12 protein-coding genes and 3 pseudogenes are annotated in these 19722 nt (G+C 68.7%); 9 read left to right on the top strand and 6 right to left on the bottom strand.

Features of this window, described 5'->3' with window-relative positions:
• Positions 1–100: 100 nt before the first annotated feature.
• Together AC067Z_RS34575 and AC067Z_RS34570 are read left to right on the top strand one after the other, a co-directional pair.
• A pseudogene (locus tag AC067Z_RS34575) lies at positions 101–1624 on the top strand (ISL3 family transposase).
• Positions 1625–1678: 54 nt separating this feature from the next.
• Positions 1679–2116: a DUF4259 domain-containing protein gene (locus tag AC067Z_RS34570; RefSeq protein WP_478793594.1), complete on the top strand. Its 438-nt coding sequence runs from the start codon at positions 1679–1681 to the stop codon at positions 2114–2116.
• Positions 2117–2215: 99 nt separating this feature from the next.
• On the opposite strand, the gene AC067Z_RS34565 is transcribed toward AC067Z_RS34570, so the two are convergent.
• From AC067Z_RS34565 to AC067Z_RS34555, 3 genes and pseudogenes are all read right to left on the bottom strand, one after another.
• The gene (locus AC067Z_RS34565) at positions 2216–2956 is read right to left on the bottom strand and encodes a DUF899 family protein (RefSeq protein WP_478793593.1); all 741 of its coding nucleotides are present in this window, start codon (positions 2954–2956) and stop codon (positions 2216–2218) included.
• 359 nt (positions 2957–3315) lie between these two features.
• Positions 3316–3522, bottom strand: a complete 207-nt coding sequence (locus tag AC067Z_RS34560; protein WP_478793592.1) for a hypothetical protein — start codon at positions 3520–3522, stop codon at positions 3316–3318.
• A gap of 604 nt (positions 3523–4126) precedes the next feature.
• Positions 4127–4330, bottom strand: a pseudogene (locus AC067Z_RS34555) (VOC family protein); the annotation flags it as partial.
• A gap of 324 nt (positions 4331–4654) precedes the next feature.
• Between AC067Z_RS34555 and AC067Z_RS34550 the strand changes: the two are divergent.
• Positions 4655–5899, top strand: a complete 1245-nt coding sequence (locus tag AC067Z_RS34550) for an IS701 family transposase (RefSeq protein ID WP_478793591.1) — start codon at positions 4655–4657, stop codon at positions 5897–5899.
• A 254-nt stretch (positions 5900–6153) separates the two neighbouring features.
• Positions 6154–7157 (top strand): annotated as a pseudogene (locus tag AC067Z_RS34545) (IS5 family transposase).
• 67 nt (positions 7158–7224) lie between these two features.
• Here AC067Z_RS34545 and AC067Z_RS34540 read toward each other — a convergent pair.
• Positions 7225–9495: an MMPL family transporter gene (locus AC067Z_RS34540; protein WP_478793590.1), complete on the bottom strand. Its 2271-nt coding sequence runs from the start codon at positions 9493–9495 to the stop codon at positions 7225–7227.
• Between the two features lie 175 nt (positions 9496–9670).
• Between AC067Z_RS34540 and AC067Z_RS34535 the strand changes: the two genes are divergently transcribed.
• A complete protein-coding gene (locus tag AC067Z_RS34535) occupies positions 9671–10843 on the top strand; it encodes a sensor histidine kinase (RefSeq protein ID WP_478793589.1) in 1173 nt (390 codons plus the stop codon).
• The gene (locus AC067Z_RS34530; RefSeq protein WP_478793588.1) at positions 10818–11480 is read left to right on the top strand and encodes a response regulator; all 663 of its coding nucleotides are present in this window, start codon (positions 10818–10820) and stop codon (positions 11478–11480) included. Before AC067Z_RS34535 ends, AC067Z_RS34530 begins: the two co-directional genes overlap by 26 nt.
• Positions 11481–12013: 533 nt before the next feature.
• Here AC067Z_RS34530 and AC067Z_RS34525 read toward each other — a convergent pair.
• Both AC067Z_RS34525 and AC067Z_RS34520 read right to left on the bottom strand, forming a co-directional pair.
• The gene (locus AC067Z_RS34525) at positions 12014–14446 is read right to left on the bottom strand and encodes an ATP-binding SpoIIE family protein phosphatase (protein WP_478793587.1); all 2433 of its coding nucleotides are present in this window, start codon (positions 14444–14446) and stop codon (positions 12014–12016) included.
• 84 nt (positions 14447–14530) lie between these two features.
• Positions 14531–16996: a SpoIIE family protein phosphatase gene (locus tag AC067Z_RS34520; protein ID WP_478793586.1), complete on the bottom strand. Its 2466-nt coding sequence runs from the start codon at positions 16994–16996 to the stop codon at positions 14531–14533.
• Between the two features lie 886 nt (positions 16997–17882).
• Here AC067Z_RS34520 and AC067Z_RS34515 point away from each other — a divergent pair.
• From AC067Z_RS34515 to AC067Z_RS34505, 3 genes are all read left to right on the top strand, one after another.
• The gene (locus tag AC067Z_RS34515; protein WP_478793585.1) at positions 17883–18137 is read left to right on the top strand and encodes a hypothetical protein; all 255 of its coding nucleotides are present in this window, start codon (positions 17883–17885) and stop codon (positions 18135–18137) included.
• Positions 18138–18312: 175 nt separating this feature from the next.
• Complete coding sequence (locus AC067Z_RS34510) at positions 18313–18594, top strand: SsgA family sporulation/cell division regulator (RefSeq protein WP_478793584.1); 282 nt, start codon at positions 18313–18315, stop codon at positions 18592–18594.
• A 143-nt stretch (positions 18595–18737) separates the two neighbouring features.
• Positions 18738–19067 (top strand): NIPSNAP family protein, encoded by a 330-nt coding sequence (locus AC067Z_RS34505; RefSeq protein WP_478793583.1) that lies wholly within the window; start codon positions 18738–18740, stop codon positions 19065–19067.
• Positions 19068–19722 lie beyond the last annotated feature (655 nt).

The raw sequence follows: 19722 nt of genomic DNA, 5'->3' as shown, positions 1-19722 counted from the left end.
TGTCCATGAGAAGGGGTTCTGGCTCAACTTCTGTGGTGCATCGACGCTACGTAGCTGTTGATCTTCGGTGCGCCTCTCCTCGATCGTCCTGAAATGCCCCATGGCTGCTGTGCCGTGCCCGAGAGTCCGGGGCCGTGAACGAAGTGCTGCTCCGGTTGGAAGAGCTCCTGTTTCCTTTCGGGCTCTGAACTGGCGGTGGTGTCGGCGGAGGACGACGGCGAGGCGATCTGGATCGGCGTCACGAGCAAGTCGGGCGGTGCTGAGTGTCCGGGGTGCGGAAGGTGGTCGAACCGCATTCATGGGTCCTACCTGCGATTCCCTGCTGACCTACCGAGCGCGGGAAGGCGTGTGGTGCTGCCCTACAGGTCCGCCGGTTCACTGCGCGGACACGTCCTGCGGACGGCAGACCTTCGTTGAACCAATCCCTGGACTGACTCGCCGTCATGCTCAGCGGACTGAGCGGCTGCGTGAGGCCCTGGCCGAGGTGGGTCTCGCTTTGGCCGGCCGTGCCGGAGCCCGTCTTGCGGACGTCTTCGGCATCTCTGTCAGCCGCAGCACGGTACTTCGGCTGGATGAAGCGATGCTTGACCCTCAACCGTCGTCACCTCGGGTGGTGGGCATTGACGAGTACGCGATGCGCAAGGGCCGTATCTACGGGACTGTGCTGGTCGACATCGAAACCCGCAGGCCCGTGGATCTACTGCCCGACCGTGAGGCTGCCACCGTCGCTGCCTGGCTTGCTGAGTGTCCCGGGGTTGAGGTGGTCTGCCGCGACCGCGCCCCCTTCTTCGCCGAAGGGGCCAGCACCGGGGCTCCCACAGCGGTGCAGGTCGCAGACCGTTTCCATCTCTGGCGCAACCTCGGTGAGGCCGCCGAGCGATGCGTATCGCGCCATCGAACCTGCCTGCGAGCACCATTCGCGGTGCCCAGCTCTGAGAGCGTCACCGCGCCACCGGCTCCCGAAGGCGCGTCACCGTGGCCGACTGGACACCGGTCCGCCGACCGAACCCGCAAGAAGCACGCAATGGTCCACGGAATGCTCGGCGAAGGACACAGCCGTCGGGCTGTCGCCCGCGAACTGCGGATGACGTACCGAACCGTTCAGCGCCTGGCTGACGCGGCAAGCCCGGAAGACCTCTTTCAAGGACAGTGGCAGAACCGCAGGACGAAGCTCGACGACTTCAAGCCGTTTTGCACGAACGGTGGGCCGAGGGCTGTACGAACGCCTGACCCCTCTGGACGGAGATCCAGAGCCACGGATACGCCGGTGGATACGGGGACGTCCGCGCATACCTTCGTCCCTTTCGGGACGCAGTGCCGGAAGGTCGGCCGCCATCGCCCAGGACGGTTGCCGGGTGGATCCTGAGCCACCCGGACGCCCTTGCAGAGAAGGAGCGACTGAAGCTCAAGTCCGTTCTGGCCCACTGCCCCGAGCTGGACGCCCTCGCCGGGCACGTCCGTTCCTTCGGGCAAATGTTCACCCAGCTCCAGGGAGAACTGCTTCCCGAGTGGATGTACAGGCGTTGTGGAAGTTCACGTCAACCGCATCAAGATGATCAAGCGGCAGCTGTACGGACGCGCTGGCTTCAAGCTCCTGCGCAAGGGGGTGCTGCTTGCCTCCTGACCTCTCTGTCGGTGGCCAGTGCGACGATCCCCAGGCAGCCACGCAAGGAGAGACATGGGCACCTGGGACATCGGCCCCTTCGACAACGACACCGCCGCCGACTTCGGCGGTGACCTGGACGAGGCAGCAGTGGAAGAACGCGAAGCCATGATCCGGAGCGTGCTCAAACGTGCCGCCGGGCCGGCGGACTTCCTGGATATCTCCGACGGCGAGCGAGCAGTGGCCGCGGCCGCCCTGGTCGTCGCCCGGCACCCTGACGGCGAGCCGGCGTGTTCGAACTACGGCCCATCAGAGCCGCTACCGGAGTTGTCCGCAGACCTTCGAAGGCTCGCCGTCGACGCTCTGGACCAAGTGGTGTCCGAGCTGTCTGAACTCGCCGAGCTGTGGGCCGAAGCTGCGAACGGCTCGAAGTGGCGCCAGGACATCACCCGCCTTCGCAACGTCCTTGACCCTCCGATCCCGCCACAAGAGGAAGCCCTCTTCGACATCTAACCGGCACCCACAGTCACGGGCCACAGAACTTGAGTCAGAACCCGAGTTTTGACAGCACCGCGGTAGTTGCCCGGGCAGCATCAGGATGCTGGCTGATGGTTACGTCAGCTCGTCGGAGTGGCCGGCTTCGATGCGGGACCATTGGGCGATGGGACGTCCGTTCGTACGCCAGACCTCGGGGTTCTTGGCGTCACCCCAGGGCTGGGGCCAGCCGTCGGGGGAGTCCTCCCACGTCTCCTGGCGTCCGTAGACGGTCATGTCCAGCAGCCCGTGGGTGGGGGCCATGATCTCGACGCCGCGGCCGCCGGTGTAGTACGTCTCGAACACCCGATCGCCATCGTGGACGTAGCACACGAGGTGGTGACGCTGCCAGTCACGACCCTCCAGCAGCTGCGCCGCCGTCTTCTCGACCGAGTACCACGGCATGTCCAAGCCCAGGAAGTTCCGGTAGCGGACGCTGGCCTCGTACGGGCCCTTGCAGAGCGTGGCGTACGTGACGTCGCGGGAATGGATGTAGGACAGCTCGCGGACCTGGGAGTTGAAGAACGTGCAGCCCTCGCATTGCTCCGCGGCGGGCCGACTGGGCCACCAGGCGTGGAAGTACGCGATCAGCTGCCTGCGGCCCTCGAAGACGTCGAGGATCGTGACCGGCCCCTCAGGACCGATCACCTCGATGGTGGCGTCGACCTCCACCATCGGCAGCCGCCGCCGCAAGGCCGCGATCGCGTCCCCTTCGCGGGTGTGCGCCTTCTCCCGTGCCAACAGTGCGTCCCGCGCCTCCTGCCAGGTCTTTCTGTCCACCACAGGCGGGAGGGCCGGGCTGGATCCGTGGTCGTTCATGATCGCCTCCATGCGTTCGTGCAGTTTTGCCCACCGCGCTGACCACCGTGCGCGGTGGGATGAGCTTTGGGGGGCGGGCTACCTGCGGTTCTACAACCAAGAACTGCCCCCGCAAGATCACCGAGCTCACCTGGCGGCGACTCATGGATCCCGTGGACCAGTCTCATGGGCTCATAGCTTTAGTTGGCGCACGCGTGATTGGGTTTCGGCACTACCACGTTCATCTGACCACGTGTTCAGCGAACGAGAAGTGATGTCGTGCGGCATCGTCCAGCAGCTCACTGGCCAACTTGTCGCACAACAAACGCTGTTCCTAGAGGTGAACAGAGCCACCTGGGAGGACTGCGCGGATGCAGCGCTTAATAGTCCAGACAGACCACGCCCGCGAAGAAAGTCCTCGTGAAAGCGCCAGTGCTGACCGCATTCACCGACCACTGATTCGGTGTGGTGCTCCCCTCGGTGGTCACTTGAAAATTGACGTTGCCGAGCGCATACCCGCCGCCGGTCATCACGTCGCCGGGCAGGCACGAAGCGGTCGCCGTGCCGACGCCTCCCGGATCGACCATCTCGGGTGCGCCGTCGCGGGTGCAGCTCGGTACCGCCTGACCGGGCGGTGTCGGTGCAGTCTGAGAGGCGCTCTGGCTGCAACTGACATTCTGTGTGCCGGTGAAGGAGTTCCTTGTCCGACGTGACCCGACGGAAAGCAGGCGAGGGTCAGCGAAGGGGTGCCGAGCAGCGACAGCAACCCGCCTCCATCATCAGCCCGGGCGCTTCCAGCACCGAGAAGCAGCGCTGCCGCGCCGGCAGCTCCAATCGTCACGGCCTTCTTGAAGCGCTTCACCATCTCCCCTTCGTGAACCTTCGAGTGCACAACTGCTGAGGGAAGGAGCATGGCGGGCCGCCGCCCGCCATCGGACCTCGGCACGCCGTGGGAAGCCGATCACCACACTCCCGCCGCTACGGCGATCCGTCTCCTGTGGCAGCCTGCCGCCACTGTTCCGCGCTCACGACCATGGCCTTCGCGCCGTTCCTCTGCCTCTGCGACGGGGCACAGGATCAGACGAAGGCCGCCTGCTCATCCGCTGGACGGCGAAACTGAGTACCGCGCGGCGTTCACATCTCGACAACCTCGTGGTCCACCAGCACGTCACCGCCTGGGTGAAGATGGGGTCAGGCGGGCTGCCACAGCTCGACCCGATTGCCCTCAGGATCGGTGACCCAGCCGAATTGTCGACCGACACCCTCCATGTCCTGCGTTTCTTTGGCCACGTCCGCTCCCTTGGCGCGCAATTGCGCGAGCATCGCATCCAGGTCGCGGACCCGGAAGTTGAGCATGGATGGCTGGGCACGGGACCCGAAGTAGTCGGTCTCGGAAGCTGAACGGTGAACCCGGTTTCAGCGTGGAAGGTTTGGTCGACCCTTTGGGCGAGTGTCGGTTGGCGGCTGGGGCGCGAGCCGGGTGGTGTGCTGCATTCTTCAACGCTGCCGATGGGTGATGCGGCACAGCCGTACGTCGCATCAGCTGACGGGCCGGTCCGTCCTAGTACTCCAGCAGGATTTTGATGTCTGACCTGCGGGTTTCGCTGGGCGGCTGGAGTGTAGCGGGCTGCGGTGTGGTCAGGGGCGGTCTTCGTCGGGCCGTCCATCGATCGTGCGACAGCGCCGCAAGTAGTGGCAGCGGCGGGGCAGCTTCCCCAGGTGATCAGCGCGCGTGTTGGCGAGCAATGGAACCTGGACCTGGACGACCTCTTCGTGACCATTGGCCATCGTTTCGGCCGGGTGGAGCTACGCCGTCGCATGCGCGACTACGTACGCGGCCTCCTCGCCCCGGTGGCCCGGAAGAACAGCTGGCAACTGGCCGAGCAGGCAGGCCACGCAACGCCCGATGGTCTGCAGCACCTACTCGCCGGAGCGAAGTGGAACCCCGATGACATCCGCGATGACCTGCAAGAATACGTCGCGGACAAGCTCGGCGAGAGTGATGGCGTCCTCATCATCGACGACACCGGGTTCATCAAGAAGGGCACCACGTCCGCCGGGGTCCAGCGCCAATATTCTGGAACCGCAGGCCGCACCGAGAACTGCCAGATCGGTGTCTTCGCCGCCTACGCCACCACCTTGGGCCGTGCTCTGGTCGACCGCGAGCTCTACTTGCCCAAGAGCTGGACCGAGGACCGCGAACGCTGCCGGGCAGCCGGCGTTCCCGACGAGCGGGAGTTCGCCACCAAGGGTGAACTGGCCCGACGCATCGTTCTCGCCTCGCCGCTGCCCATCTCCTGGGTCACTGCGGACTCCGCCTATGGACAGGAGAGCCGCTTTCGCCGGCTGTTGGAACAGTCCGGCGTCGGCTACGTGCTGGCCGTGCCAAAGTCCCAGTTCACCGTGGGCTGCCCCCGCATCGACGGCCTGTTCGCGCAGGCTCCGGACGAGGCATGGGAGAAAGTCTCGTGCGGTGACGGCGCGAAAGGACCGCGCCTTTACCACTGGGCGACGGTGCGGCTGCCGGCTGTCGCCGAGTTCGACTACCAGGGCGAGGTCCCCCACCGGATGCGGTGGGCACTGGCCCGTCGCAGCATCCGCAAGCCCGACGAGATCGCCTACTACCTCGCCTACGCCCCGTTGGAGACCAGCGTTCAGGAGCTGGTGCGGATCGCCGGGACGCGCTGGGCGATCGAGGAGTGCTTCCAGGCCGCGAAGAACGAGTGCGGCCTGGACCAGTACGAAGTCCGTCGTTACGTGGGCTGGTATCGGCACATCACCCTCGCCATGCTCGCCCACGCCTTCCTGGCCTCCACGGCGCGCGAGCTCCGGGAAAAGGGGGTGGCACCGATGAGGCAGCAGGGGCAATCGAGTTCACAGTGGCGGAGGTTCGGCGACTCCTGGCAACTTGTCGGCCCCGGCCCCCACACCTCCGTGGCAACCGAGGACGACACCACGCGCTGAGCTGGTCGACTTGGCGCCGCCAGCGCCAAGCAGTCGCCCGCCGCTGCCACTACTTGCGGCGCTGTCGCACGATCGATGGACGGCCCGACGAAGACCGCCCCTGACCACACCGCAGACCGCTACACTCCAGCCGCCCAGCGAAACCCGCAGGTCAGACATCAAAATCCTGCTGGAGTACTAGGGCGCGTATCGAGTCGTGATCAATTTGCGGGATGTGCCTTCGTGGCACGGTCCGGTCCGATAGACGGTCTTACGTGACGCGAGTGCAACTGACCGATCCGGATTGGGAGTTCATCGAGCCGTACCTGCCGATCGGCGAGTACGGCCCGTACCCCGAGCGACTGCGGCAGCAGTTCGAGGGCGTGATCTGGCGGTTCAAGACGGGCGGGCAGTGGCGGGAGATGTCGACGGAGTTCGGCGCCTGGTCGACCGTCCACAACCGCTTCCGGCAGTGGTGTGACGCCGACGTCTTCGAGGCCCTGTTGGAGGGCCTGATCACGGAAGCCGCGAAGCGGGGCGAGGTGGACCTGTCCCTGGTCAGCATCGACTCCACCACCGCCCGAGCCCACCACGACGCGGCCGGGATGCACCTCGACGAGGACGTCGTCACCGCCCTGGAGAAAGCCGCGGCCGACGAGGAGAAGGCCAGGTCAAAGGGGGCGGCCTCGAAGAGCAAAACGGGCAAGAGACCGAAAGTGATCCCGCGCTGGAAGAACGACGACGCATCCGGCGTCGGCGGAAACTCCGGCTGAAGGCCGCCCTCCTCGGACGTTCCAGAGGCGGGCAGACCAGCAAGGTCCACCTCGCCGCCGACCGCAAGTGCCGCCCGCTGGCGTTCATCCTGACCACAGGCCAGGCAGCGGACAGCCCGCAGTTCATCCCCGTCCTGAAGAAGGTACGGGTACGCGGGCCCGTCGGCCGACCCCGCATTCGGCCGGACGCGGTCGCCGGGGACAAGGCGTACTCGTCCCGCGGAAACCGCGCCCACCTGCGCAAACGCCGTATCAAGGCGGTCATCCCGGCGAAGAAGGACCAGGCCGCCAACCGGAAGAAGAAGGGCTCCTGAGGTGGCCGACCCGTCAGCCACGACGCCGATCTCTACAAGGAGCGGAACACCGTCGAACGCCTGATCAACAAGCTCAAAGCATGGCGAGGCATCGCCACCCGATACGACAAGACTCCCGACAGCTGCCTCGCCGGTCTCCACCTGCGCGCCTCGATGATCTGGATCAAGGACCTCACCAGGACCACCCGATGATCACGACTCGATATGCCCCTAGGTGACGCGCTGAGGTGCCGGACGCCAAGGGCGGGCAGGAGTTGAGTCAACGGTCAACCAGCCGTGGACGCGGGGCCTCACCCGTGGATTCCGCGTCGGTGTCGTCGGTGCCGACCGGGCCGCGGGGAAGCATCCAGTCTAGCCACTTCGGCAGCCACCAGTTGGTCCGGCCGAGGAGTGTCATGGTCGCCGGTACCAGCACCATGCGTACGACCGTGGCGTCGATGAAGATCGCGGTGGCCAAGCCGAGCCCGAACATTTTGGTGGAGGGATCCTCGGCGACGGCGAAGGACAGGAAGACCGCCACCATGATGAGGGCGGCCGAGGTGATGATCCGGGCGGTGCGCGAGACGCCCTCAACGATCGCCGTGCCGTTGTCGCCGGTGCGCAGGTACTCCTCGCGTACGCGGGAGAGGAGGAACACCTCGTAGTCCATCGACAGGCCGAACAGGATGGCGAAGAGGAACATCGGGATGAACGACACGATCGGAACCGTCGCTTCCAGCCCGATGAGTGCGCCTCCCCAGCCCCACTGGAAGACCGCGACCATGATGCCGTAGGCCGCGCCGATGCTCAGCAGATTCAGCAGTACCGCCTTGAGCGGTACGAGTATCGAGCGGAAGACCAGCATCAGCAGCAGGAACGACATCGCCAGCACGGCGGCGACGAACACCGGCAGGCGTTGGCTGGTGCGTTGGCCCACATCGGACAGGCTCGCGGCGGCACCGCCGACGTGGGCCCTGGCCGGGCCGTGCCCGATCGCCGTGGGCAGCACGTCGGTGCGCAGCCGGGCGATGGTGTCGGCCGTGGCCTGGTCCTGAGGGCTGGTGGTCGGGAACACCACGAGGGTCGCGATGCCGGTGGCCCGATCGATGTGCGTCGGCGCGACGGATGCGATGCCCGGATCCGCCGCGACCATTGCGACGAGTCGGTCCAGCACTCCCGGATCACCGGTGGGGTCCGCGGCGATGACGAGGGGACCGTTGGTGCCCGGGCCGAACCCCTCGGCGACGAGGTCGTAGGCCCGGCGCTCGGTCCGGCTGTGGGGCAGTGAGCCGTCGTCGGGCAGGCCGACGCGCAGGCCGAGCACGGGCAGCGTCGCGGTCAGCAGCAGCCCCGCCGCGCCGACCGCGTACGGCACCGGGTGCTGGCTGACGTGCCCGATCCAGCGACGCCACCCGGCGGCGTGGGCGGCGCCTGCCGCCGGGTCCCGCCGCCGTGCGAGTCGGCCCAGCTTCCTGGTCCGCAGAGCCCGGCCGATCCGGCCGGCCCGGGCCAGGCGCGGGCCCGCCGCGCCGAGGAAGGCCGGCAGCAGCGTCACCGACGCGAGCACCATCGTCAGGACGACGATCGAGACGGCAACCCCGCCCACCGTCATGAACGGCACGTTCGCGACCGCCAGGCCGAGGATCGACACGACGACGGTGCCGCCGGCGAAGACCACCGGCCGCCCCGCCGTTGCCACCGCTCGTCCGGCCGCCGCCTGCGGATCGAGCCCGCACGCGAGGTACTCCCGGTGCCTGGCGAGCACGAACAGCGCGTAGTCGATGCCCACTCCGAGCCCGACCATGCTGCCCAGGACAGGTGCGAAGGTGGGGACCTCTGTCACCCCCGCCAGTACCGTCATCGTGGCGACCCCGACGGTCAGCCCGAAGACCGCCATGCCGATCGGCAGCGCGGCGGCGACGAGCGAACCGAACGCCAGGAACAGGATCGCGGCCGCGGCGAGGAGGCCGATCAGCTCGCTCGCACCGCCGTCGGGGTCGGAGAAGACGTAGAAGAGGTTCCCGCCCATCTCGATGCGCAGCGGCAGCTCGGCGCGCAGCCGGTCGCCGAGATCGACGAGGGCGTCGAGGTCTTCGGCCGACAGCCGGCTCTGGTCGGGGTACTGCACCCGGACGACCGCGATCCGCCCGTCGGCCGAAACGAGGCCGCCGCGCACGGCGGTGTCCCCGCCCGCGTCGAGCGCCCCCGCCGGGTCGCTCGTGCCGAGCACGTGCGGCAGCCGCTTCACCTCGGCCCGCAGCCGCGTGAGAGCGGTGCGCGCGCCGTCGTCGTCGAAGAACGTCGCACCGTCGTCGAGGGGGGTGACGACCAGTTGGGCGGTCATCCCCTCCTGGCCGGTGCCTGCCCGCTCGATCAGTTCCGCGGCCCGTCGGGAGTCCAGTCCCGGAGCGGTCATCGAGTCCGCGGTCCGCCCGCCGAAGGCGACGGCGGCGAGGACGGCGAGCGTGGCGGCGATCAGCCATGCCGCGATCACCCGCCAGGGATGGCGGGCGGCGCTTGCGCCCAGGCGCAACAGGGCTTTCGAGAGCATCGGGTCCTCCAACCACCTCGTCGGCCGTCCTTGTACGGCCGCCGATGCCGAGGCTCGTCGCCACGGCGCTCCGCGGCATCGGCCCGCGGGCCGCGGATCCGTCGGCCCCGGGGCGGAGTGACGACCCGTCCTTTCGGCCGATGCGCGGCACGCCGCGGTCCTTAGGCTGAGAACCGTGCTCCGAGACGACCTGCGAACCCTGTGGACCGAACCCCGGCCGCCCGACGCGCCCGCCCGGGTGCGGCGGGACTGGGCGCTGCTCGCCGCGGGCATTGCCGGTGTGACGTTGGAGGCCACCCTGCGCGAGAACGTCGTGTGGCGGCCGGTGGCGGTGGTGTTCGCCGTATGGCTGTGCCTGCTGCCCCTGTGGCGCCGGACCCGCCCGCTGGCGATGGTGACGCTGGCGTTCGGCTCGGTGATCCTGCTTCCGGTGGCCTCGCTCGTCGCCGCACTGCGCGAGCCCGTCGGCCTGTACACCGCCGCGGTCGTGCTCGTGCTGGTGTACGCGCTGCCCCGGTGGGGATCGGGACGCGAGATCGTGCTGGGCGGCGCGGTGATCCTCGCGGCCGGCGCGCTGTGTGTCGTCACGGACGAGACCCCGGTCGTCGAAAAGGTCGTGGGCTTCGTCTTCCTGCTGCTGCCCGGCGTGGTCGGGGCTGCCGTGCGGTTCCGAGTGACCGCTCGCGAGCGGCAGTTGGAGCAGGTGCGCTCCCGCGAGCGCGAGCAGCTCGCCCGGGAACTGCACGACACGGTGGCCCACCACGTGTCGGCCATGGTGATCATCGCCCAAGCGGGCCGGGTGCTCGCGGGCACCGACCCGTCCGCCGCCGTCGAGGCGCTGGAGGGGGTCGAGGAGGAAGGGGCGCGCACGCTGGAGGAAATGCGCGCCATGGTCGCCGCGCTGCGCGACCGCGGAGTCGGCGCCGAGCTGGCGCCCCCTGCCGGAGTCGCGGATCTGGAGCGCCTGGTGCGCACCCCGGGTGGTCGCCTCAGGGTCGACCTGGGGCTCGACGGCGAACTGGACGCGCTGCCCCCGGCCGTGGACGCGGCCGTCTACCGGATCGTGCAGGAGTCGGTGACCAACGCGCTGCGCCATGCGGCCGACGCGACCGAGCTCGTCGTTCGGGTCGCCGCGGAACCGCACACGGTACGGGTGAGCGTGCGCGACAACGGCCGGCGCAGCGGCCGGGGTCGCGACGGATACGGACTTACCGGACTGCGCGAGCGCGCGACCCTGCTCGGCGGCACACTACGAGCCGGCCCGGGTACCGACCGGGGCTGGCATGTCGAAGCCGAACTGCCGAGAGCGAGGAGCGAGAGCGGTGTCCATTCGCGTCCTCGTCGCTGACGACCAGACGATCATCCGCACCGGGTTGCGGATCATGCTGAACGCCCAGCCCGGCATCGAGGTGGTCGGCGAGGCCGCCGACGGGCGGGAAGCGGTACGTCTGGCCCGCGAACTACGCCCCGACGTCTGCCTGTTCGACATCCGCATGCCCGTACTCGACGGGCTCGAGGCCACCCGGCTGGTCGCCGGCCCGGGCGTCGCCGACCCGCTGGCCGTGGTCGTCATCACCACGTTCGACCTCGACGAGTACGTCTACGGCTCACTGCGTGCCGGCGCCCGCGGATTCCTCCTCAAGGACACGGGACCGGACCTTCTGGCGCAGGCCGTACGGTCGGCGTCCGACGGTGAGGCGCTCATCGCGCCCAGCGTCACCGTCCGTCTGCTCCAGGCATTCGCGGACCTGCCCGCCGGCCGGCCCGTGGCCCAGCCGGTCTCCCACGTCACCGCCCGCGAGGAGCAGGTGCTCCTCGCCGTCGCTCGCGGGCTGACCAACACCGAGATCGCCGATGCACTGCACATCAGCCTCAGCACGGTGAAGACGCATCTGGCCAGCCTGATGGCCAAACTCGGCGCCCGCAACCGGGTCGAGATCGCGATGTGGGCCTACGAAACGCGCCGTATCCTCCCCGGAACCTGAGCCGGGTGCCGGGCCATGTCCCATGAGTCCCCGCCCGGACATCAGTGCACCGGTCGGCTCACGTCGGCTCCACGTGCCTCACCCACCCCAGAGCGTGACGTACCAGGAGGCCGGAACTGGGACGGTGAGACACCCGATACGACAAGACTCCCGACAGCTACCTCGCCAGTCTCCACCTGCACGCCTCGATGATCTGGATCAAAGACCTCACCAGGACCACCCGATGATCACGACTCGATACGCGCCCTAGTGGGCGACTGCGTTCCGGCTGACCGGACGGCGGCTCCTGGCGCCGCGGCGCTTTCCGGTCGTCGCGGCGCAGCGAGCCCGATACGCATCGGTAGTGGGCAGTGTGGCTGGCCTTCAGTAGGCCTGCGGAGGCTGTTCGCTGCGCAGCACGGTGAGGAACGGGCTGGGGCCGGCCTGCCAGGAGTGATCGCACGGGCGGAGCCGGGCCGGCCAGTCCGGCGAAGTGCTCATGGTGTACCGACGCGCCCACTGCGTTGTCGACTGGGCTGCAGCGAATGGGCCGGTCAGCGGGGGCATTCGATGTGCTGTTCGGACCAGATCGTTTTGCGGTTCTGGCCGTGGCGGCAGCCCCAGCGTTCGGAGAGTTGGGCGACGAGGAACAGGCCGCGTCCTCCCTCGTCGGTGGTGTGGGCGCGCCGTAGACGGGGCTGGGTGCTGCTGGAGTCGGTGACCTCGCACACCAGGACATCGTGGCGGATGAGCCGCAGCTCTGCCGGTGCACGGCCGTAGCGGATGGCGTTGGTGACCAGTTCGCTGGCGATGAGTTCGGTGGTGAAGAGGAGGTCCTGCAGCCCCCACGTGGTGAGTTGGCGGGTTATCCATTCTCGGGCCTCGGAGACGGCGGCAGGGTCGGCCGGGATGTCCCAGTGAGCGGTGTTCTTGGCCGGGACGGCGCGGGTGCGGGCCAGGAGCAGGGTGGCGTCGTCGCGTGGCGCTTGGTCTGTCAGGTCGGCGAGGAGAGCCCGGCCGGTTTCGTCCAGAGGGCGATCCGGACGGCAGGACGCGGCGAGGGCATCCGTCAGGCGCCGCAGGCCTTGGTCGATGTCGTGGTCGCGGTGTTCGATGAGGCCGTCGGTGCACAGGGCGAGGACGCTGCCCGGCTCGATGTCGATCGTGGTGGTCTCGTACGGCAGGCCGCCGATGGCGAGTGGTGGTCCGGGGGAGATCGGGACGACTTCGGTGGTCCCGTCGGGCCGGACCAGGACAGGTGGCGGGTGGCCGGCACTGGCTATGGCGCAGCGCCTGGTGACCGGGTCGTAGACCGCGTACAGGCAGGTGGCGCCGACGTCGTCGTGGTCGCCGGGCGGTGCTTCGGCCGCGAGGCGCTGGACCAGGTCTGCGATCCGGGTGAGCAGCTCGTCCGGCTCCAGTTCCAGGTCGGCGAGCGTGTGGATGGCGGTGCGCAGGCGGCCCATGGTGGCGCTTGCGGGTATGCCGTGGCCGACGACGTCTCCGACGACAAGAGCCAGCCGGAGAGAGGGCAGGGCAATGGCGTCGTACCAGTCGCCGCTGGTGCCCGCTCCGCCGCCTGCGGGCAGGTACACGCCGGCGGTCTCGGCTGCCGGGGTGTCGGTCGTGGACGGGGGGAGGAGTAGCCGCTGCAGAGCCACGGCCGCCCTGTGCTCGCGCGTGTAGCGGCGGGCGTTGTCGATGGCGAGCGCACCCCGTGAGGCGATCTGCCTCATCAGATCCGCCTCGTCCTCGGTGAAGGGGTCGGATCGGCCGCAGCGCCAGGCCGATATGGCGCCGAGCGTGAGCCCGCGGGCATGCAACGGTGCCACCATCACCGAATGGGCGTCTTTCGGGACGAGATACTCGACCAGCTGCGGGTCGCCGACCATGGCGATGAAGTCGTCAAGGCCGAAGACGACTGTCTCGCCGTGTCGGACGCTGCGCAGGAGGGGGTGGTCGGGAAGGGGCGGGACGGGGTCGCCGCGCTTGATGCCGGCCGGCCACGCTGCGGTGGCGGGCGCAAGGGCCGCGTTGCCCATGTCTCCACCGCCCAGCTGCTTCGAGGGTTCTTCCCCGTCGAAGACGGAGTGCGCAAGGTCGACTCCGGCGAGATCCCCGAACGCGGGCACGAGAACGTCCGCGAGGTCCTGCGCGGTGCGCACGACATCCAGGGATCCTCCCACCTGCTCGGCCACTTCGCGGGCGAGTTCCAGATGACGGCGGGCACGCAGATGGTCGGCGCTGTCGATGTACAGGGCTGCGACCCCCGTGGGGCGTCCTCGCGCGTCCTCCAGGCGGAAGGCGGACAGAGACAGTGTGTGCTGCCGCGCCGGATCGTGCCGCCAGCTCACTTGCAGGTTTTTGCGGACCACCGGGACACCCGTCTCGAGCACCTGGCGCAGTACTGCCTCGAGGTTCTCGGCGTCCTCGGCACAGAGCACGTCGCTCAGCCGGGTGCCGGGCGCCACGGGACGGCCGTCGGGAGTGCCCGGCGTGGCGTTCGTCTGCACGGTGGTGAGATCCGTGTCGTGCAGAGCGATCGTGATCCGGTTCTGTGCGGACAGTGTGCGCAGCAGCGCTGCGCCCTGCTCGTGGTCGGCGACGTGGTGGGTGGGTGCCGCCAGGACGAGGACCTCCGCCGAGCCCTCCACCTTGGTGGTCCGGAAAGTGACATCGATGGTGTTGCCGTTCTGGTGCCACAGCCGTACCCGGCCGGATTCCGGCATCTCTGTGGCGCTGCGCAGGTCGTCCGGGAGGTCGGCCACCAGTTCCTGCACGGGACGGCCGCAGACCTCTTCTGCGCGCAACCCCGTCAGGTCCTCTGCCGTCCCGGTCCACCCCACCATCGAGCCTCGATCGTCCAGCACGGCAGCCGCCAGGCCGTCAAAGGTGTATTGCCTGCCGCCGGGACCGGTGCCGCAGACGCTCGTCGCTCCTTGGTGGGCGCCTGCCGAGTCGGTGTTGTCAGCATTGACTGCGTTCATGTCTCTGGCTTCCTGTACGAGAGCCTGCGGCTATGAGAGATCGGCGTCCGGTGGCGGACGTCGGCCGCCCGGCTCGGCGGTGCGTCACGCGGCGCCGGCTGTGGAGGGCAGGTCTTGCTCGGCCCAGACGACCTTGCCGTCCGCCCCGGAGCGGGAGCCCCACCTGCGCGACAGCTGAGCGACGAGGTGGAGGCCGCGGCCGTGCTCGTCGAGGGCACGGGGATGGCGGCGGCGTGGGTGGCCGGCGTCGGTGTCGGAGACTTCACAGGTCAGAACCCGGTGCTGGATGAGCCGTAGGCGGCTCGGGCCGTCGCAGTGACGGATGGCGTTGGTGACCAGTTCACTGACGATCAGCTCCACGGGCGTCACGAGCGGCTCCAGCCCCCATTCGCTGAGCTGACGGGCAGCCAGCTGACGGGCTGTCGAGACAGCGGCGAGTTCGTTCGGCAGGTCCCAGGAGGCGAATTGGGCGGGTTGGAGTGCGCGGGTCCGCGCAAGGAGCAAGGTGACGTCATCGGCCGGTGCCCGAGTCGGCAAGCCCTCCATCACCCGCGAGCACAGGTCCTCCAGGGATGCACCCGGCTGTGCCAGGACGGCGCCCACGCGGTCCAGGCCGACATCGATGTCCTCGTCGCGGGACTCGACCAGGCCGTCGGAGTAGAACGCGAGCAGACTTCCCTCGGGCAGTTCCAGCTCCACGGACTCGAAGGGAACCAGGCCGAGACCGAGGCCGAGGCCGAGTGGGACGCCGGCGGGCACGTCGGGGATGGTGACCTTGCCCTGCGCGTCGACGATCAGGGGCAGCGGATGCCCGGCCCGTGCCATCGTGCACCGTCGGGTGACCGGGTCGTAGACGGCGTACAGACAGGTGGCGCCCACCACCGCGGGGGCCTGGTCGAGCATGTCGTCTTCGTCGTTCAACCGCCGGACCGTGTCGTCGAGGTGCGCCAGCAGTTCGTCGGGGGGTAGGTCGAGGTCCGCGAGCGTGCGTACCGCGGTGCGCAGCCTGCCCATGGTCGCCGCGGCGTTGATGCCGTGCCCGACCACATCGCCGACGACGAGAGCCACCCGGGCACCGGACAGTTCGATCACGTCGAACCAGTCGCCCCCCACGCCGTGGTCCATGTCGGCCGGCACGTAGCGCGAGGCGACCTCGACGGCGGCACCGCCTCGCACACGGTGGGGGAGCAGGTCGCGTTGGAGCGTGAGGGCGGCGACGCGTTCACGCGCGTACCGGAGCGAGTTGTCGAGGCAGAGCGCGGCCCGGGTGACGAGCCCCTCGGCGAGGAGCAGGTCGTCCTCCTGGAACGGCGTCTGTTCCACGGAGCGGGCGAACACTGCCAGTCCCAGCACGCAGTGCCGCGCACGGATGGGTACGACCATCAAGGAGTGGATGCCGCTGTCCCGTACCTGCTGCGTCCGCACCGGGTCGTGGGCGCCCCAGGGGCCGGAACGGGTGTCCAGCACCGGCTCCAGGTACGACCTGCCCGTGCGCAGGGCGGTGGCGAACAGCGAGGTCGCGAAGGGGCGGATCACCTCGTCGCGCACCCACGGCAACTCCCGAAGACCCAGGTCGACGGAGGCGACGCCGGCACGGCGCAGCAGCGGCGGGCGGTCGCTCGTCGTGTCGATCCGCGCCGTGGGCTCGACACCGGACGGAACCGATTCCGCCAGGTCGACGATGGCGTGGTCGGCCAGCAGGGGCACGGCGAGCGTGGCCAGTTCCTGCCCGGTCTGCATGACATCGAGGCTGCTGCCGATGCGGGTACCGGCCTCGCTGAGAATGGCAAGGCGCTCGCGCGCCCGCTGGTTTCCGGTGACATCCACGGTCATGGAGCACACTCCGAGTGGCGTGCCGTCCGCGCCCTGGATGCAGAAGAACGAGGCCGAGAACGCATGCTCACGGCGCCTGTCCGCCGGCGGCCACGCCCGGAACTCGTGCACCATGGCGGTGCCGCTCTCCAGCACCTGCCGCATCACCACCTCGAGCGCTTCGGCCTCGACGGCGGGCAGTGAGTCCTGCAGGCGGCGGCCGAACCGTCGTTCACGAGGAGTGCCGTCGTGGTGCTCCATGGCGTCGTTCACCCAGGTACAGCGCAGTTGCGAGTCATGAACGGCGAGGCCGATCGGTGCGCGGGCAGGGAGGGACTCCCGCACCGGTCCGTCGGCCGCCCCCGAGGACACAGGGCCTGTGCCGGTCACGGACACCAGCCACCGGGTGCCGGCGTCCGGGCCCCACAGCAACGAGACCCGCAGGGCCATGGTGAGCGTGTGGCCGTCGCGGTGGCGGACCGCCACGGTGCCGGACCAGCCACCCTGGGCACGCAACTCCTCGGCGTACGCCGAGGACCGCAGGGCGTCGTCGCAGGACGGCAGCACGTGCGCGGCGGAGCGGCCCACGACTTCCACGGCCGTGTACCCGACAAGCTGCTCCGCGGCGTGCGTCCACCCCACCACGGTCCCCTCCGCATCGAGCATCGCTGCTGCCGCATCGGATATTTCTCGGGGGCTCACCGGCTCGGCGAGTGACGTGTGGTCGGTGTTGGTCATCGCGTTCATCTCCTCGGTGCGGAGGTGTGAGAGAGCGTCCCTGCCTGTGGCATGCCGCCTCGTTCTGTAGCCGTGGTGGCCGGGGTGCGGATCGCCCAGGGGGACCGCTTCAGCGGCTCACCAGCACGACAACTGTCTGGGTACGCCGCTTTTGGGTTGATTTGATGAAATAGTCAGTTATGGGCGTTCAATCGTCAAGCCCCCACTGCTGCGAGGGTCAGGTGGCGTGGTCGCGCAGCGGCTCGTCCTCGCACGGCACCCTGGGCAGGCGGTGGATCGCCGTGACGGGGCCGCGGGTGGGCGAGGTCGTCGACGATGCCTGTCTGTCGGTCCGCCTCGAAGCGACCCGTCAGGTCCTGGGTGATCTCTTGGTTCTTGTCGGCGTCGACCTGGCCCGGGCTGTACGGCGGGCGACGGGCCGCATGGCCGTGGGTGCGCAGCGGTGTGGCTGATCTCCTCGGCGTACAGGTCGAGATGGCTGGCGTAGGTGGCCATCTCCTCGAAGGCCGGCCGGGCTTCGTTCAGGCGTCCGGCTCGTGTGAGGGCCCCGTCGTACCAGAACGAGAAGGCCGCTGCGCAGGACCGTGCGGATGGCGCGTTCGATGGTCACCCGGCACCTCGGATGCTGTGGCTGATCGCGGCGAGGACGTCTGGTGCGGGTCTTCGGTCGGGGTCGTCCGGACAGTCCTGACTCGGTGTTCTTCCGGTCTCCGCCTGCCGTGCGGGCCGCGTTCGTCGCGTCGACATTTCCATACGCCGTATGGTATTTCTGGGGAAGGTCCTTCCGTGCATCGTATGGAAGGGATTGCCTGACAACGCCAGGCGCCTCACGTCGCCTGCGTAAGCAGCCGTCGGTGCAGATCGCACCCACAGGGAAGGAAAGATCATGAAGAAGTTCACGAAGCGCATCGCTGTCGCTTCCTCGGTGGTGGTCGCGGGTGCCGCCGTTCTCGGTGCCGGGGGCACCGCTTCGGCTGCGCCTTCTGCCTCCGCGTACGTCCAGCGCCCGGCCGTCAGCGTCAATGCCGACGACTACCGCTGGGATCACGGTGTCGGCTATCTGCTGGAGCTGGGGTACTCCTGGGACGAAATCCGTGGCTGGTACCACGACGACCGCGTCACCGATTCGGCCCTCCAGTGACCGCGAGGGTCGCCTGAGGGGCGCCGTGGAGTGAAAGTCGACGGAGCCTTCGAGGACCGTGGTGCAGGGGGCCGGTGCGGCTCGTCTCTCGCGCGACTACTCGCTGTCCATGTGCATGCGCCCTGCGGTGCGAGCCCGCTGATCCCTTATGCCTTCCGTGTCACCTTTCACCCACGTGACGATCCGGTTTGCCTGGGTCCTGGGGTGTGGGATTCCGGCTGAGAGCCTGAGCGGTTCGGCAGGCGAGGGGGACATCCGGGTCTGGTCGGCCGTGGGCCGCGGTGACCATGCGATGTCCATCGTCTTCGGGTCTTCCGCGGGCACCGCCTTGCTCGAGGTTCCCGTTCAGGTCGTCAGAACGTTCCCGGAGAACGCGGTGGCTCCGGTTCCACAGGGCACCGGGTCCGGGCGCATCGACTTGGTCATCGAACCGGCGAACCTGCTCGCGGAAAGCTGAGGGAAGCTTCCCAATCGGCTTGCAGCCTCGATCCGTTGCACGCTCCTTCGTCCGCTGTCGCCGGGCGGAGGATCCGGACAGCCTCCCCTGCGTCCCGCCCTCCCCATTGACAATCATGTTCAGAAGAAAAGGAACGAATGTTCATGTCTCAGTACCAGCTTCGTGTCTACACACTGTGCAGCCCTGAGGCGCTCGGCGACTACGAGAACATCTGGTCCAAGCACATTCCCGGTCTGGCCAAGCACCGGATCACCACACACGGCGTCTGGACGGTGCCCGCGGCTCCGGGGAGTGAGGCGCCCCGGCTGTACGCTCTCGTTTCCTACAGGGACGCCGACGACGTGCAGGAGCGGCTCAAGGCATACCTGGCCAGCCCCGAATTCCGCGCCGACATGGAGGGCTTCGACATCGGCCAGATCGTCGACGTCGCCGAAACCGTGCTGACTCCCACCGCCGACTCACCCTTGCGGTGACAGGGACCGAGCCGCTCGAAGTGAGCCACACAGTCGAAGGCCGATCTGCGTGCGCAGTCAGTGACGTGGCCCGTTGTTGCCTCACCTGACGCACAGGTTCCACCGGTGTGGACGGCGATGGGCTGCAGGAGTCGGTCGCCGCCGACGGTCTCGCCTGGTCTCGGGCGGCATGATGACGATTCCGCCGACTTTGAGTCCGTGGCGGAACGCGGCTCGAGTCGTCATGTCGGCCGGCCTCGTCAGCGCGGTGGAATGTCGACGGCTGTGTGGTCGCCGATGGCCGGCCGAACGGCTCGGCCCTGCCGAAGCCCCGAATGTGCCGACGAGGTCGGCCACTTGCCAGACCGTGGCCGCGCGGACGTGCTGTGGGGCGCTGGTCGCGTGCACTGCCTCCTTGCTGAAACGCGGAGGGCGGCTTGGCGGGTGAACTCGAGCAGGCCTCCGATCTCATGCCCACGGGAATCGGCCACGCGTCATGACGCCTTCACAGGGGCGTCCGCGTCAAGGAATCCTCGACGCCCGGGCGGCAGCGTCGGGCGGGCTGGCGGGCATGGTCCACGTCATCAGGCCGGCGATCATGTCCAGGGTGGCACGCGGCAGGGGCAGGTGGCGCTGGCGGACAAGCCCGTCCGGGCCCTCGACGGGCTGGGAGTTC

The sequence above is a fragment of the Streptomyces sp. NPDC043812 genome, from assembly GCF_056436245.1.
Note: the sequence above shows the minus strand (reverse complement) of the source record. Positions and strands in the feature narration are given on the sequence as shown.